Raw genomic sequence first — 14,963 nt, 5'->3', positions numbered from 1 at the left:
GCTGTCATTAGACTGCAAGAGGTATGGTCGCGTCAATATATAGCTAAATAGTAAATTGTCTCAGGCCTTTGAACAAGAGTGAGCCGCCAGAACACTCGCCCGATTCATCCCATTTGTCAGAGGCCAAGCATCCACTTGAGCAGATGGGGCGGTAGTCGCAGCCATCACAGCTTTTCTGACGCATATGTCTCGCCATGCGAAAATCCATGATCTGGATGACCTGAGTGCCGGCGTTGCGGTTGTCGTATTCGCTTGTCACGGCGGTGCAGCCGCGCTTGTAGCCATTGGCATCAATGGTGTGGAAACGGGTGTCACAGGCCCCTGATAGGCAGCCAGAGCCGCCCGCCAAGCCATTGTTCAACCGATCGAGAGAGTCAATCAGGCCGTCAAAGGGCGACAGGTGGAAGATCGGGTCACCCTCGCGTCGTGGTTTCTTTAGATACTGCAGGTATGCTCGACCAAATCTGAGCATGTATTGGCTGTACTGCTTGTTGGAGATGCCAATCTTGTCCCAGTTCTGCCGAGCAACGCCTGTTTTGGTCAGTCGCTCAATGTGTCCTGAACGCACACCCTTGGACTCCATCAACTCGAAGAAGGCCAGTGGGTTGGGGAAAGATTCAAAAAAAACGCGAGTGCCGGTAACGACCAGGTAGGGTGACAAGCCATCACTCACCAGCTCTTCAACCTTTGGCCAGAAGCGGGACTCGAAATCGGCGTTGGACTCGGGCTTTCCTGCCTTCATCAGGCGGATCTTGGGATCCCAGCTGATCCCTACGTCCGAATCGAAGTGATCCTTGTAGAGCTTTTTCCAGCTGTCGTCGTAGGAAAGCAGGTTGGTCTGTATGCCGAATTTCCACTGGTATTCTGGATGCTCGGATTTCCAGCGCTCGATCGAGCGACGGATGATGTCAGGGCCGAACATGGTGGGCTCGCCGCCATGCCACTGAATCAGAATGGTTTGTCCAGGCTGGGCGAATTTAACAATCATGCCCGGCACCTTTTCCAATTGCTCCTCCGTCATCCTCTTTGGATTGGGAGGAATGAAGCAGTGCTCACATGCCAGGTTGCAGCCTTCGAACAGCCGAATGTAGACCAGGTGATCGAAAGATGAAATGCCCAGAGATCTGGGATCATTGGAACTCATGATGCCTCCTGACGAATTTTTGGCAATAACTCAAAGCCGCTGCGGCGACGCTGAGCGTAGTCGACCAGCATGTCGACATCCTCAGGGTGATCTTGGCAGTAAGCTTGTACGTGAAGAAGGTGAGTCTTGTAGCCCGAGCACTCATCTTGACCCTCGGATGGGCCATTGGGGGTAACCGGGCAACCTGATTTGCAAAAGCTTCTGAATTCACACACCGAGCAGTGATCCTTTTTATGGGTCACGTCCATGATGCGAATCCAGTTCCGACGCCCAGGGGAGCGAATCAGATCGTCCACACCATCTTCAATGTTGGCGTATGGTTTCTCATGCTTCGCCCTGTCCGGGCAGGTATTTATCGAGCCATCAGGCTCCACCACGAGAAACTCACGCTGGCACCGAGTCCCCCAGCGATCACCCGGCATTCCATGAACAACGCCCATGATGCTGGCCGCAACAACGTTGATGACCGGAGAGGTGCCCTTGTCCTTGAGTCGCTTGACCGTCTCATCAAACAGGCCTTTGAGGAAGTGGGCATGCTGCCGGTTGCTCGGCCAGTCAAGCGTCTTTGACCCAAACTGGGAGAATCGCTCGACGTTGAATGCCTTGAAACCGTTGTCATCCATCCAGCCGATGATCTTGGCCGCATTGTCGATCTCGTGACGGGTCGGCACCATCCCAGGAAGAACGAAGTGACCATGACTACGCGCCAAATTGACCTTGGCCATCCAGAGATCCAGGTAAGCGGAGCTGCTTGATTTGACCTTGCGTTGAGTGAAGTCCACCGAGCTACCAATGTGGCCGTCAAAAAGTGTCTCAACCACATGAGACCACTTCTGCGTGTAGGGAATCAAAGAGGTCTGAAGCGACTGGGTGAACCCATCGCCCAGCTCTTGGCGCAGTATCTCATTGGCCTGAAGGTAGTACTCTGGCGTGAGGATCAGAGGCTCGCCACCATGCCAAATGAAGTGAATCGGCCCACTTTTCTCACGCTCAGCCAAATCCTTAGCCAGCCTGGCTGTCTTGCGCAGCTGTTCGTCTGACATCAGGGTTTTCTCAGCCCTGACGGATTCAGGAAGATAGCAGTGATCACACCCAACATTGCAAAAGTTTGTGGGTTTCAAATAGATCGTTAGCATACGGTGGTCGCCCATCGGTCGAGATCAGAAGGCAGGCTGTTGCGCTCGATATTGGCCTTGATGACGGCAGGATCTGCACCAAACCACTCAATCATGCGATTGGCTTCACCCGAAAGAATGCTGGCCTTGATTCGGTCGAAAACCATTTTCCACGAGCGGCAGTACATGAACTTGCCGCCAATGCCCTGGTTGTACAAAACAACATCACGAGCACAACCACCCTGGCATTCCTTGAAATGTCTGCATGATTGGCAGTCCAAAGGCTGCAGTACGGCTCGGCGCTTGATGGTTCTTGCTGCAGGAGACGACATCAGGCTTGGAACAATGAGCTCAACCGGCGCTTTGCGAACAAAGTTTATCGCCTGGCGACCTGGCGTGTAAGTGCCATTGAGGATATTGCCATAGCGCCAGTCATCAGAGAGGTCGGAGAACTCGCCACAGTTGTAGACATCCCCATTGGGCATGATTCCCATGAACGCGCCGCCGCACTTTCGTGTCCAAGGACATCTCTCCAGATCCTGGCCCAAGACTTTTCGAAGCATAAGATCCAGGGGTGTTACGACAAAACCTGGCACATCAGCAATCCAGCGATCGTAGATCTCAATCAATTTTCGACCGTAGGTCTCAGGCTCGATCAGGAGCCCAGATCCGGATTCGCGCCCAACGGGGGAGCAGTAGTTCATTCGAAGATGATACGAGCGATCACCGCGCTCAATCGACTTGTCATACATCAAATGCATCAAGTCTGAGGTTTCTTCGGTGAACGTACCGATTACCAGGGGATTGAAGCCATCCTCCTGAAACTCTTCCAGTTTTCTGAAAAAGGTTTTGCTGTATTTGACGGGGTCACCCTTGATGGTGCGCTGCTTCTCATCAGGCTCATAGCTGGTTGAACAAGCGCCGCCAAAAATGTCATCAAACACGCCCTTCCACTGCTTGGTCTTGTAGAGCAGAAGGTTGGTTTGAACAGCAAATTCCAGTTCTGGGGTCAGCTCCTTGGCAATGGCATGTGCCTTGCGGTAGAAATCCGGGCCCATGAGCAGTGGCTCACCGCCGTGCCAAAGGAACATGGCCTTGGGTTCAAGGTGGCCTTTGAGCGAGGAGAAGATTCGAACCAACTCTTCCTCACCCCAAGGCTTTGAGCCGTCGGGCGGGGATGAGCAGTAGCTGCAGTCTGCATTGCAGAGCTTGGTCGGTTTTGCGATGACGACGCCAATCATTGTGCAGCACCCAGGGGTTAGAATGCTGCCAATATATAGCTAAAGCGTCCCTATAGCAATGGCCCGGCTTATTTTGGGTAGTAGCAGTAGGTCATGACAATGGCTTGGCCAACAGAGCCGGTGTAGGCAGAATCGGCTTTGATCGTCCAGTATGAGCCGCTGTTGTAAGCGTAGAAGTAGCTTCGGCCAAGATAGGTACCATCATAACCAGTACCCTTGTTCAGTGTGACTAGGGGGATTGCCCTTGGGGTAACAATCACCATTGGCTGACCTACGCCACAAGCGGGCTTGCTGACGCCTTCACCATCGTTAGCGACCCAGCCTTGCTTCTGAACCCACTCAGGCATCAGGTCATACATACTGACAAGCTGGCCACCACGACTGACATTCAGTGAGCGGACATCAACGTTACCCATCATGGTAGTTACACCCCCATTAGAGGTGTTACCAGCACCATCAATCTGACCAATCTGTAATTGCTGGGCATTCAGATCAAGTGTCAGGCCAAGCGCGGGGTTTGCTGCAATTGAGCGAGTTCTGGTAGATCTCAGCGAAGATACTCCATTGGGATCAAGGAAGAATGTGCCGTCGTTCAGATCGACAATTCGCTGAGTATAGACTTGACCATTAACTGTAGCATCGCTGCCGATCGAGGCTGCACCACTGACGCCCAAGCTGCCGGCAATATCTGCACTTCTGTCGACCAGCAGGCGACCCACCACTTCCATATCCGATTCGACAATAACGCCGCTGCCGACAGTGGATGAGGCTGCTGACAAGCGTTTTCCGATACCTGTTTCAGCACCGATCGTAAAGAGTTGGCCCGCCAGGTTCTGAATGGTAGAGGCCCCCAGGATCTGGCGATTGGCTGGATTGGCACCATCAAAAGTCAGCGATGCATGCATGCTGTTGCCGCCATCGGTACGCAACCAGACGTCATTGGAGGCATTGTTGCCTGCCGTCATCGTGATCACACCCGTCAGGGGGTTGGCCTTGTAGTTTGAGTCAGTGGTTGCAGTGTACGGTGAAACACCGGTACCGCTTTTCTGGTAGCCGGTCATGAGTGCGGCGGCAGCCGACAGGGCTGATAGGCCTGCAAGGTCAGAGCGGGTGGTGAGCCTGCCTTTGAAACTGATTTGGAAAGGCGAGGTGGTCGTGGTCGCTGTGACTTTACGACTCGGTGCGGCACCAGAAGAGGTCAACACCGTAGTGAAGGTCAGGTTGCCGTAGGGCAGGGGTGATCCTGGTAGCGCGTTAGGGAAATCGCAGGGCAGAAACTCTGAACCGCTGGCAAGGGAGCCTCCGCATGTGTTGTTCTTCAGCCAGGATGTGCCAGAACGGGTGGTTGGCGTTGCCAGCTCGATGTTCTTGGCGATGTAGTTTCTCACCGCATTGTTGTACTGGTAAATGTAGCCGCCCATCTGGCGGGCGCGAGCCTGCTCAAGATCTGCCTGCTTTGTATAGAAGGCCAGCAGGGTGCCTAGGGCAACCAGCCCTACCACAAGGATCAGTTCGAGGAGTGTGGCCCCTCTCTGGCGCATTTTCATAGGCACGTCCGATTATTCTTATTTTTTTCAATATATGGTTAAAAAGATACCAATACCCTGAGCGTTAATCAATGTTTCTGAGCTCGATCGGGATTTTCAGTCGAAGGCAGTTCGTCTGCTGGCTCAAGTCATTCTTCAATGTTTCGAGCGAAACATTTCGGGATCTGATTGTGCCGGCTACCGAGTTGGTGTCCTGAAGAACCTGAAGCTGAAGCTTCACTTGGTCAGTTCCAGGTGGAGTGATCAGCGACTGGTGCAAAGCCATACGAAAGCTCGACGAGAGCAGCTCCCTGACTTCTTCGAGCGGCATGTGGCGAGACGCGAAAGAGCATAGGCGCATCAATGCCTTGATCGGGCTTGCGGCGTGCATGGTGATCATTACGAGCCTGCCATCCACAGCGCTTCGGATGGCAAGCGCAGCCGTCTCTGAGTCCCTGACTTCGCCAATCATCATCATGGCAGGAGTTTTGGCGGGATAGGCACGCATGGCGTCCCGAATGGCATTGGAGAACTGCTCTTCACCAATGACGCCCCTTTGCAGGCACATCCCATTTCCATGCTTGCCCTGCAAAGGCATTTCGATAGGGTCTTCAACTGTAATGCAGATGCCTGCGTATTTCTCAAGGCGACTGACAATGATTGAAGCCAGGGTGGTCGACTTGCCGTTACCAGGCAATCCCGACACGATGATCAGGCCACCTTTGATCATGCGCTCTGAAAGTAGCTGATTGGCGACCACTGCCGGCATGCCTAGCTTGGACATCGACAGAACTTCTGTCGGCATCTTACGGAAAATGTACATGTCTCCACCTGAAGTGGGCATGAAGTGTGAACGAAACGGTACACCACCCTCTGAAACTTTGCTGTCGGACACCCTTTTTTTCTTGGCCTTCTCGACCAATGCGATGCAGGCGCCGACCATGTCCGGTCTGATTGGGTGGTTTCCAGGGTAAAAGAAGCCAGATCTCGGATCATCTGCGGGCAGATAGAGGTCTGTCACATGATCAAGGGGAGAGGAAGCCGTCATTGTGCAAGAATTCCGAAGGGAACGGAGGAAAAGGGCGCCGGGGCGCCCATTTTGCTTAGCGTGCAGTCCAGCTCAGCGAGGTGTCTGAAGTACCGCAAGCAGTGGTGATGGTGGCAACGGTGGTGACCGTGGTGCTACCAACCTTGGCGATGTCGAAGTGACGGAAAGTGCGGGTCATCAAGTCGATGCAGGTAGCTGCAGGGATCTTGGTGAAGGTCACAGTGAAGCTGTCGTCAGCGACGTTGGTGGTGGCCGAGGTGATCGTTACTGCGCCAGTGGCCTGGTTCCACGGGTTCTTGAAACGGGCGGTGGTGCCGCTGCGAACCAGCATCGATTCAGGAACGTTACCGAACTTGGCGGCAACGTCAGCTGTCAGGCCTTCGTAGCTACCCTGGGTAGCGAACTGGTTGCGAATAACCGACGTCAGAGCGGTAAGCGACGCGGTCGCCTCTTGCACCTTGGACGATTCGTTCGCGGAGTTGAAGTACGTCAAGGCACCGATGGTGATGACGGCCATGAGCGCGACAACCATCATGATCTCGATCAGAGTGGCGCCGGCTTGGCGGGCGAAATTAAGCTTCATGGGGATGACCCTCTTTTTATAGTTGTTTTTGGGTAACGCTTGAACAATATCATCATAAATCGTCCCCAACAAGCCAATATATGGTTTAATCGGGGATTTTTTCTTCACATGCTGCCTGATGCTTGACCCATCGAGTTGGCAACAGAGTTGAAGCAGTAATAGACCCAGCCTACATAACCGGCTACGCCCAGCATCGAAACGCCATTGAGCGCGCCCGCGATAAGGGTAATCTTTTCGATGCCCTTGATTACGGCCTGGCGCCCGATTTCATTGACCGCATCCTGAAAGTTCGCGTTGGAACTCATCATGTGTACGCTCACCATCATTTCCTGGGACAGAAGGCCCGTGTCCATCGAATCCGACAATGATTTACCGTCGGTGATGTTTGAGATCATCGTGCTCAAGTGGTCACTCAGGTAGGGAGTGGAATACTTTTGCAGCTGGATCATCGAATCAACGAATGGGATGCCAGAGCGCATGAGTGCTGAAAGCGAGATAAGCAGGTTTGCACTGTGAAATGCCTTGTAAAAGCTGTATGGGGGCAGTGCATCCAATACTCTTCGCAGACGCCCTGTTAGCCTTGATAAGGACACATTGATCGCTACGATGGCGGCAATCAGGGCAAACATCACGTATAGCCCCTGATCCTTTACGAACATGGCGGTCGTGTACATGGATTTGGAGTTGTCAGGCCAACCTGAAGGGTCAGATACCTCCGCAATACGGGGAATGATCGAGTGCGAGAAAAACAGGATCAGTCCGACAAGCGCCAGAATTAAAACCACTGGGTACGCCAGCTTTCCAAAGATGGTCGATTTCATCGAATTGGCCGCACCTACGGCATCAATCGTGTTCTGCATCCCAGATGCAGGGTCACCACTTTCCATCCCCGCCCGAACCGACATGGCTTCGTTGATAGGTACCCATTTGGAGATGGCATCTGCAAAGTCAACGCCGGTCGACATCTGCAGGGAAATGTCATCCAGGATTGCCACCTGGTACATAAACCGGCGAGCCTTGGCCTTGCGGATAGAGCCGGCAAGGTTGGTCACGATGTCGTTGATGGGGATACCTTGCTTGAGGTAATCCAGGAACGATTGATACATCGTGCGGCGCGCATCGGCACCGAATTGCATTTTTGTGAGCCACTGCATCTGTCAGTCTCCGCCCCTATGGGTCTTATTATTTGTTGTCGTCTTGGCCAGACGTATCTTTTTTGGCGGGAGCGCGAGGTTTCTTGGCGCGAGCATCAGCCATGCTTTTGACATTGCCATCACCTTTGGTCTTGGCCTCTTTTTTAGGGGCTTCGACCACGGGTTTTTCACCCGTCGACAACAGCTTGGATTTGTACTGACGTGCAGGCTTAGGCTTGGCCTCAGCAGCCTTTTCCTTTTCCTTGTTGGCAGCTGTGCGCTTATGGGCGAGCGAGGTAACCTTCTTCAAGGGCTTGGCTGGCACTGGCGAGCTTTCAACTTCCTTGGCTTCGGCTGTTTGCTTTTCATCAGCCTGAGCTACATTGGCCCGACCACCTGAGCCAGATTCTGATTCTCCGGACACTGCCGTCTTGGCGTCGATTCGCGCCTGAAGCTGCTCTGCAGTGGTCTGGTAGACCACGTCCAGTTCCGCCTGGGTCAATGTCTGAAAGGCAAGCTGCAGCGCCTGGCGAAGCACTTCGTCCGTGTTCTCACTTGCCAGGATGGCGGTAATGGCTGTAGTCGAAAGGCGCGCTTTGAAGAAACGGCCAGTGAGTGCAATACCGGTGCGCTGAACCTCAGAGTGAAGCACCGGAAGCAAGGCTTCGATCAGAGAAAGCTGATCAGCAGCTGGCTCTGGCTGTTGGGAAACAAGAGGTGCCGGCGCGGGTACGGCGGTTTTTGTGGGTGCAGCAGCCTTGGCCTCTACTACCGGGGCAAGTACTTGAGGCGCAGCTTCTGGTTTGCTGACAGTCACTACAGCCTCGGTCGACGTCTGTACGGGCACAGGCTCTGACTTAGGCTTGGCAGTAGAAGCAACAACCACCGGTTTTTTGGCTACCGGTACACGCACAGGCTCTGGCTTAGTTGTCTTGATAGCAGCCGTGTTCTCAAGCACTTTCTCGGGCTTGGTTGCGGGTTTCTCAGTAACTGGTGCCGACTCTTTTGGAGCAGGAGAAGGAGCAGGAGCAACCGCCGCAGTAGTTTCTGCTTCAACAGGCTTAGGTGCATGGACGATCTCAACCACCTCGGCTGGCTGAGCTGCTTTTGATGCAACAACAGGCTCAGGATCAGCTACAGAGGTTTTAGCCACTGGCTCTTCTGCCGGTTTGAGGTGAACAACTGGCGTAGGTTTTACCTGATCATCAACCAGCAATGGCTTAGGCTCTGCCTTTGGCTGAGCGGTTGGTGCGCTGGCCAAAACTGGCTCTGGCTGGGACGCAGGTTTAGCCAGGATGATGGGCTCCTGCAGCTGGTCAAGCAGGATGAACGAGGAAGTCTGATCATTAGCCGACAGCTTGAGTGCCTCTTCGGCTTCCTGTTGAACCTTGATGAAGGTGCTGTACTGAGGCGAAGCAACGAAGAAACGAACCGAAGTCGACATCTCCTGCAAAGCCTCGATCAAGTCGAGCTTGTGCTCAACGTCTCGAATGTCACACTGCCCAGTCAGCATCTTCGCAATGCCGTGGTGCAGCGCGAATCGACCACCATTGTAGGCGTAGTGCATCAGTGCATCCGAATCCTGACGATCACGGAAAGCTCGAAGCATGTAGGCATCTGGCAGGATGACTTCGGCAGCAACAGTTCGTCCTGTCACACCTTTGCGGCAATGCGGGCAGCCATCGTTGTGAATAAAGCGCAGTTCTTTGGCTTGTTCTTGCCCCAGGTAGCGGTAAACCCGATGAACCAACTCATCATCGGCTTCATCCTGGGCGTGCTTCTTGAAGTGATCGAAGTCAGTTGAGCAGTGCTGGCAAACCGTTTTTAGCAGGGTCTGATACATCAATGCTGAAATGAAGTTGTGGCTACCCAAAACGTCATCAGGCACGCCGTTGCTGCGCAGGCGCGAGACAATATCAATGCCACTGGAGGCGTGCGTCGTGGTGAACACAGGGTGACCTGACTGCACGGCATGAATCAGCAGATCAGCAGAGTGGTGGTCACGAACCTCGCCAATCATAAGGACATCGGGGTCGGAACGCATCGCAGCTCGGATGGTTGAAGCGAACGGGTTTACGTCGGCCCCTTCTTTGGCAGCCGAGCGAGAACGCACTACAGGAACCTGTGTAGCGCCTACCAGCAGGTATTCAGGCGGATCTTCTACGGTGATGACCTTGATCCGGCCACCGTGATGAGCGATCTTTTCGCTCAGCATCGCGTTTAGAGAGGTCGACTTACCGGAACCGGTAGTACCTGCCATCATCATCACGCCCACAGGCTTGGCTGAACCACGGCGAACCTTGCTTAGGTGCTCGCGGCTATAACCCAGCTTGTTAAGGTCGATCTTTTCGCCCGACTGACCCATTTTCAGGATACGCATGATCATGTCGAAGCCGGCAGGATAAGTCGGCAGGGTGTTCAAACGCACCCGTACTGAACCGTATTCACCCAGTTCGCGGTCGATGATTGCTGATTGGTCGCGACGCTCGTCAAACGAGGTGTCTTTTTCTTCAGCAATAACCATGTAAATAACGCCTGCCATGGTTCTGGCATGGCGAACTGGCCATTCGGTGAAATGCTGCAATGCGCCATCCACGCGAAACTTCACTTCGGCGCCCTTACGAGTCACTTCAATGTGGATGTCGGAGGCTCTGGCCTTCAGGGCGCTAACGAGCAGCTCATCAAACTCAAGCTGGATGGCGGTGGCAGCTTTTTGCTGCTCTTCCACGCTGCGCTTTTGCTCAAGCTGCTCGTAGATGATCTGGATGATTTCTGGCTTGGCCAGCATCTTGGTTTTGGCGCGGACATAGCCACTGCGCTTGATGCGATCGACGATGGCCATATAGTCGTCATCGATGCCTGCTTTGCGGATGACATCCAGGGAGCAGATGACCTCAACTTCTTTCTTGTCGCGGTTTGTAAGCAAAATGGCGTAGTTTTTCTGCCATTCAGCAGTAAGCTCGATTGGGCCACCAGTTACAGAAAGGACAGCAGAATGCACAGGAATGTCGTCCTTTTTGGAAAGGACGTTGTAGGCAGCCTGATTGCGATTTGGCCTGGCAGCAGGCTGCTGCTTAGCCGTAGCAGTGACCTGTTTCAGGTCTTCTTTAGGGGCGTGTTCAGGCTTGTTGCGTCTGAAAAAATTCATTGCCAGCTCTCTTCTTATTATTCTACTGGCCAGGTTTAACCCGGTTTTTTCACAATATACACCAAAGCCGAATATCGCAAAAGGCTTTGTGTCAATACATATGAAAAAGGGAGGCAAAGCCTCCCTTTTATTTCCGCTACGAAGGGCTTAATTGCCCGAGGTGGGATTCATCGGCATCGCCATCCGAGGCATCTGTTGCTGGCGATTGTGATCGCCCTCATCTTCCTTGCCCGAACTGAATGAGCGGGAGAAGGCCTGCTCCTTGGTGGTGAGCAGAGATTTCTTGATCTTGCCCTTGTAGGAGAAAATAGCGCCGTTGCTCAGGACTTTTTCCAGCCGCAGACCGTCAGCGATATTGTCGCCGGAGTGGGCCTTGATGATGCTGTTTTCATAGAAGACTGTGGCAACTTCACTGCCTTCAAGGCCGTAGATCTGAGTCACGAACACCCGCTCAAGCGGTGAGGTGGGTACAGCACCCTTGCTTTTAGGGGCACTTACGTCAGAAGGGGCGGAAACCTCAGCTGTCTTTTGGGCGGCTGCCGTTTCAGATGCTGTGACCTGGCCTTTGAGCTTGCGAATTTCGTCGCGAGCTTTTTCCTTGTCTACTTCCAGCTTGATGATCGCCAGCTCAACTTCGGACTTATCCTTGCGGCGGTTGAGGTCGTCAAGCGACTTGGTTACAGCTTTGGACTGGCTGATTTCGGCAGCCTGTTCAGGGTTGAGGTTGCTGTACAGCGAAGCAGGGGTCTCCTCCTCGGCAGTGATACTTGCAGCTGCGACAGGCGCTGGCGCGGCAGCAGGTGCCGGCGCAGGGGCGCCAACAGGCGCCGCAAAAGTCGCAGTTGCCTGCTGAACAGGTTCTTCTGCCATGGCGTGCAGGGAGAACACCGTGGTCAGTGCGCACGCAATGAGTGCTTTCTTGTAAGTATGTTTCATGGTGTCCTCATCAATTCTCGTATAAAGAGCCGCTAACTTTCCAGGAGATGCCATTGTCAAGACGCTCAAGGTCAATTGTCTTTGGCACAAAATTGTTTGCACGCTGCACCACATCCATCAGGGTGACGAAGCTATCATACGTCGTCCCAGACATCTGGAATTCGCGCACCCGCATCGACAGTTGAGGCATTGTCTCATAAGCCTTGTTTTTAAGGCCAGCGATGACTTCCTTGCGCTGTGTTTCTGCCTTGACGCCCGCTGTGAAGTGAATGCCATTGTTCATCAGGTCAGTCACGAAGACTTGATGGCTTTGACCCTGGGTGCGGATATAACCCAGAATGTCTTCAACACCACGCGAGCCGAGCGTAATCTTGTGCGCTGTGCGGGACACGCCCATTTCAGGGGTGAACGATACAGATACTTCTGGCCCGAAGGATTCGCGGATAGAGTAGGGGGTGCCATACTTCTCACGTGTCCACTGCGCCGTGATGCTTTTTGGGTTTTCGGCAACAAAGCTTACCTTGTTCAGCTTCCAGCCCGCCTTGTAGCGTGGCAACTCCTTACTCATGAAGTAGAAGTGCTTGAATGCAGGCATGGTGTTGATGGTGTTGAAGTCATCACGCAGCCACTCAATCTCCTGCTGGCGAGCGCGGCGAAGCAGCTCGTCATCGGTCGGGCCTTGGTCGATGACCTTCTCGACTGTCACTTCCTTTTCAATCTTGTTCAGATCCATCGCCTCTTGAGCCATGAGGGCTTCAAGCTCGCGCTGCTTCTGAATTTCCTGGTACTTCATGAAACCGCCGAAGCTGCCAACCAGCAAAACCAGCAGAAGGCCCAGGTAAACAGTGTTGGGAATGCCGACCAGATTTTTGATGCGGGCGTTTTCAGAAACCGCAGACTCTGTCATTGCATCGACAGGGCTCTGGTTGATCAGGTTATCCAGGCCTTCTTCATCAAGATTCAGTTCCATCGCAACAAGCGATGTCATCAGCATCTTCATGTATTCCAGCGGAATTGAAGTCGACAACTCGTGGAACATGCTCCGGATTTCGAGAGCTGTGGTCACAACGTCGTAACCAGGCACGACACGGCCTTCGCTGATCACGCAGAACCAGAACTGATCATCCTCCAGCTGCTCGATCGCAATGATCGAGCTGTGGATGTTGGCCAGGTGAGCTGCTGCGGAGTAAAAAGTCCCTTTGGGCTTTTTGCTGTGGCACACCCCCACTTGGCTCACAGCCGGGCCATCCTCGATGGCGACAGTGCGCAAGGTGCCAAGCTTCGAGCCACGCTGCTTGGCCTGAGTCTTGGCAGCTAGGGCGGCATCCTTGCCTTGGAGCTTGATCCACTCCAGGCTGGTTACGAGCCGCTTGCCACCGATGTCAAAGATACGCTCCATGTGAGCCTCGTTCACTTATTTCTGCATGATGTAGGGGGTGAGAACGATCATGGTCATGATCTTCTTCTTGCCGCCCTGCTGTGAGCCACCCAGCAACCAGGACTTTCGTCCCATAGGGGAGGTGATCGTGGCGTTGTTCGAAGTGCGCTCAATGCCGGCAATCATCAATGGCTCGCCGCTTTTGACGGTAACCAGCTGGTTGTTCTTGTTGGTCGAACGACTCGGCACTTGAATCTGCGCACCGCCATCCAGGCCGTACGAGTCAATCGAGTTCAGTCGCGAGGAATCCACTGCGAATTTCATCATGACCCGACCATCGGAGGTTACACGGGGAATGATGGTCATCGAGTAGCCCTGGCTGGTCTTGCCCGGCTTCAGCGTTGCGATATTGCTGGCGCTCTCGCTTTCTGCCGTCTCGATCTCAACTTCTGCCAGGTAGCCGATTTCATCCAGTTGCTGGAACGGTGTAGGCTCACCATTCTGAGCGTAGATCGTCGACGACGATACCTGGCTCACGTTCTTGTTCGTGCGCAGCATCTTGAATGCAGCAGTCGAATCGCCCGAGAACTGATGATTGGTCGCGGCGGTGTTGCGGCTTGGAGAAAAGCTGAACGTGTCATCGGCAACACCCAGCTTGAAGCCACCAAAGGTGTACAACGCTGAAAGCGAGGGGTCGAAATCACCGTTTTCATCAGAGCTGATTTCGTACACGTCAGCACGGATCGCGATCTGCCGGTTGGCGATGGCGTTCTGTGTCTTGATGTACTTGGTGACTTTGTCCATCACCTGCGGGGTGTCGGTCACAGTCATGCTGCCCGTCGACTCTGCCAGTGCGATCTGTCCGCCAGCAGACAGCATCGATTGAACACCAGCTTTGACGGCGTCAAAAGCGGATTGACCCTTGATTTCAGACTTGACGGTGTGAACGGAGTCAGACGTGCTGCTGCCCTCATCACTTGAGCCGTTGGTCGACAGGTCAGATTTGATCTCCGACTCGTAGCTGACGGTACCAGGGGACATGTCGAGAATGAAGCTTCGGGTTTCGAATCGGCGCATTACGATCTCGCCATTTTCGAATTTCCAGAACAAGCCAGCCTTGCTGGCGACCAGATCCAGAAGGCCTGCAACGCTACCCTTGTAGTCAAGGGTGAATTTGATGCGCGAGCCCGCTTCTTGTGCGCCACCTGTGATGGCTTGGAAAATACTTTGCTCGCTGGACTGGAAGTTGCCAGCCTGAGTGTTCATCGGTGTGCCAGGGCCATCTGCGCCCGCGCCTTCTTTGGCGCCGTTACCAGCATCGCCGGCTGAAGTGGTGCTGCGCTCTACGCCATTGGTGTAGTCAATGGCGTCCTGCGTCATTACGAACTTGATGCCGATGTCGGTACTCAGCATCTGCATGACGTCAGAGGCCGAAATGGGATCAAGTTGCTTGACCGAAACAGTTCGCTTGAGAATGCCGGGAGCCGCTTCTTCTTGGCCAACCTTGTAAGGATCACCGCCAAGCCAGATTTCATCGGTGTCGGACACCGCACTTGGCTTCATGGAACGATCGCCTTCGATCGATTTCTTGACCGAACCCATGTCAGAGCGAGCCTGGTCGTAGGACTGATCAACGATAGTGCAACCGCTCGCCAGCGCAGCCGAACTCAGCGCGACCAGGTACGAAAGCTTTTTCAATTTCATGGGTAAT

General features: G+C 53.8%; 11 protein-coding genes. All 11 read right to left on the bottom strand.

The window, feature by feature from the left end; genetic code table 11:
- Nucleotides 1-43 precede the first annotated feature (43 nt).
- The 11 genes from IFT57_RS09575 to IFT57_RS09525 all read right to left on the bottom strand — a co-directional run bounded on the left by IFT57_RS09575 (nt 44) and on the right by IFT57_RS09525 (nt 14,956).
- Entirely contained in the window at nt 44-1,144 is a 1,101-nt protein-coding gene (locus tag IFT57_RS09575; protein ID WP_122530631.1) for a radical SAM protein, read from the bottom strand.
- The gene (locus IFT57_RS09570) at nt 1,141-2,280 is read right to left on the bottom strand and encodes a radical SAM/SPASM domain-containing protein (protein WP_241032636.1); all 1,140 of its coding nucleotides are present in this window, start codon (nt 2,278-2,280) and stop codon (nt 1,141-1,143) included. The genes IFT57_RS09575 and IFT57_RS09570 overlap by 4 nt, the downstream gene beginning before the upstream one ends.
- Nucleotides 2,274-3,500, bottom strand: a complete 1,227-nt coding sequence (locus tag IFT57_RS09565; protein WP_241032637.1) for a radical SAM/SPASM domain-containing protein — start codon at nt 3,498-3,500, stop codon at nt 2,274-2,276. The genes IFT57_RS09570 and IFT57_RS09565 overlap by 7 nt, the downstream gene beginning before the upstream one ends.
- A gap of 68 nt (nt 3,501-3,568) precedes the next feature.
- Nucleotides 3,569-5,047 (bottom strand): type II secretion system protein, encoded by a 1,479-nt coding sequence (locus IFT57_RS09560; protein WP_244656742.1) that lies wholly within the window; start codon nt 5,045-5,047, stop codon nt 3,569-3,571.
- Nucleotides 5,048-5,111: 64 nt separating this feature from the next.
- Nucleotides 5,112-6,074, bottom strand: coding sequence for an ATPase, T2SS/T4P/T4SS family (locus IFT57_RS09555; protein ID WP_241032639.1), 963 nt, complete (start codon nt 6,072-6,074; stop codon nt 5,112-5,114).
- A 55-nt stretch (nt 6,075-6,129) separates the two neighbouring features.
- A complete protein-coding gene (locus tag IFT57_RS09550) occupies nt 6,130-6,657 on the bottom strand; it encodes a type 4 pilus major pilin (protein ID WP_122530637.1) in 528 nt (175 codons plus the stop codon).
- 104 nt (nt 6,658-6,761) lie between these two features.
- Complete coding sequence (locus IFT57_RS09545) at nt 6,762-7,811, bottom strand: type II secretion system F family protein (protein WP_122530639.1); 1,050 nt, start codon at nt 7,809-7,811, stop codon at nt 6,762-6,764.
- 28 nt (nt 7,812-7,839) lie between these two features.
- On the bottom strand, nt 7,840-10,938 hold the full coding sequence (locus tag IFT57_RS09540; RefSeq protein ID WP_122530641.1) for a GspE/PulE family protein: 3,099 nt from the start codon (nt 10,936-10,938) through the stop codon (nt 7,840-7,842).
- A 147-nt stretch (nt 10,939-11,085) separates the two neighbouring features.
- Nucleotides 11,086-11,943 carry a hypothetical protein gene (locus IFT57_RS09535; RefSeq protein WP_244657279.1) on the bottom strand — a complete coding sequence of 286 codons (858 nt, stop codon included), beginning with the start codon at nt 11,941-11,943 and terminating at the stop codon, nt 11,086-11,088.
- The gene (gene pilO2, locus IFT57_RS09530; RefSeq protein ID WP_122530645.1) at nt 11,885-13,273 is read right to left on the bottom strand and encodes a type 4b pilus protein PilO2; all 1,389 of its coding nucleotides are present in this window, start codon (nt 13,271-13,273) and stop codon (nt 11,885-11,887) included. The genes IFT57_RS09535 and pilO2 overlap by 59 nt, the downstream gene beginning before the upstream one ends.
- Before the next feature lie 15 nt (nt 13,274-13,288).
- Nucleotides 13,289-14,956: a hypothetical protein gene (locus IFT57_RS09525; RefSeq protein WP_192151264.1), complete on the bottom strand. Its 1,668-nt coding sequence runs from the start codon at nt 14,954-14,956 to the stop codon at nt 13,289-13,291.
- Nucleotides 14,957-14,963: the final 7 nt, after the last annotated feature.

Source organism: Pseudomonas sp. CFBP 13719 (assembly GCF_014842095.1).
Classification (GTDB): domain Bacteria; phylum Pseudomonadota; class Gammaproteobacteria; order Pseudomonadales; family Pseudomonadaceae; genus Aquipseudomonas.
Note: the sequence above shows the minus strand (reverse complement) of the source record. Positions and strands in the feature narration are given on the sequence as shown.

Coding starts and splice junctions, on each gene's coding strand:
- IFT57_RS09575 (WP_122530631.1), bottom strand. CDS start 1,144: ATGAGTTCCAATGATCCCAGATCTCTGGGCATTTCATCTTTCGATCAC.
- IFT57_RS09570 (WP_241032636.1), bottom strand. CDS start 2,280: ATGCTAACGATCTATTTGAAACCCACAAACTTTTGCAATGTTGGGTGT.
- IFT57_RS09565 (WP_241032637.1), bottom strand. CDS start 3,500: ATGATTGGCGTCGTCATCGCAAAACCGACCAAGCTCTGCAATGCAGAC.
- IFT57_RS09560 (WP_244656742.1), bottom strand. CDS start 5,047: ATGAAAATGCGCCAGAGAGGGGCCACACTCCTCGAACTGATCCTTGTG.
- IFT57_RS09555 (WP_241032639.1), bottom strand. CDS start 6,074: ATGACGGCTTCCTCTCCCCTTGATCATGTGACAGACCTCTATCTGCCC.
- IFT57_RS09550 (WP_122530637.1), bottom strand. CDS start 6,657: ATGAAGCTTAATTTCGCCCGCCAAGCCGGCGCCACTCTGATCGAGATC.
- IFT57_RS09545 (WP_122530639.1), bottom strand. CDS start 7,811: ATGCAGTGGCTCACAAAAATGCAATTCGGTGCCGATGCGCGCCGCACG.
- IFT57_RS09540 (WP_122530641.1), bottom strand. CDS start 10,938: ATGAATTTTTTCAGACGCAACAAGCCTGAACACGCCCCTAAAGAAGAC.
- pilO2 (WP_122530645.1), bottom strand. CDS start 13,273: ATGGAGCGTATCTTTGACATCGGTGGCAAGCGGCTCGTAACCAGCCTG.
- IFT57_RS09525 (WP_192151264.1), bottom strand. CDS start 14,956: ATGAAATTGAAAAAGCTTTCGTACCTGGTCGCGCTGAGTTCGGCTGCG.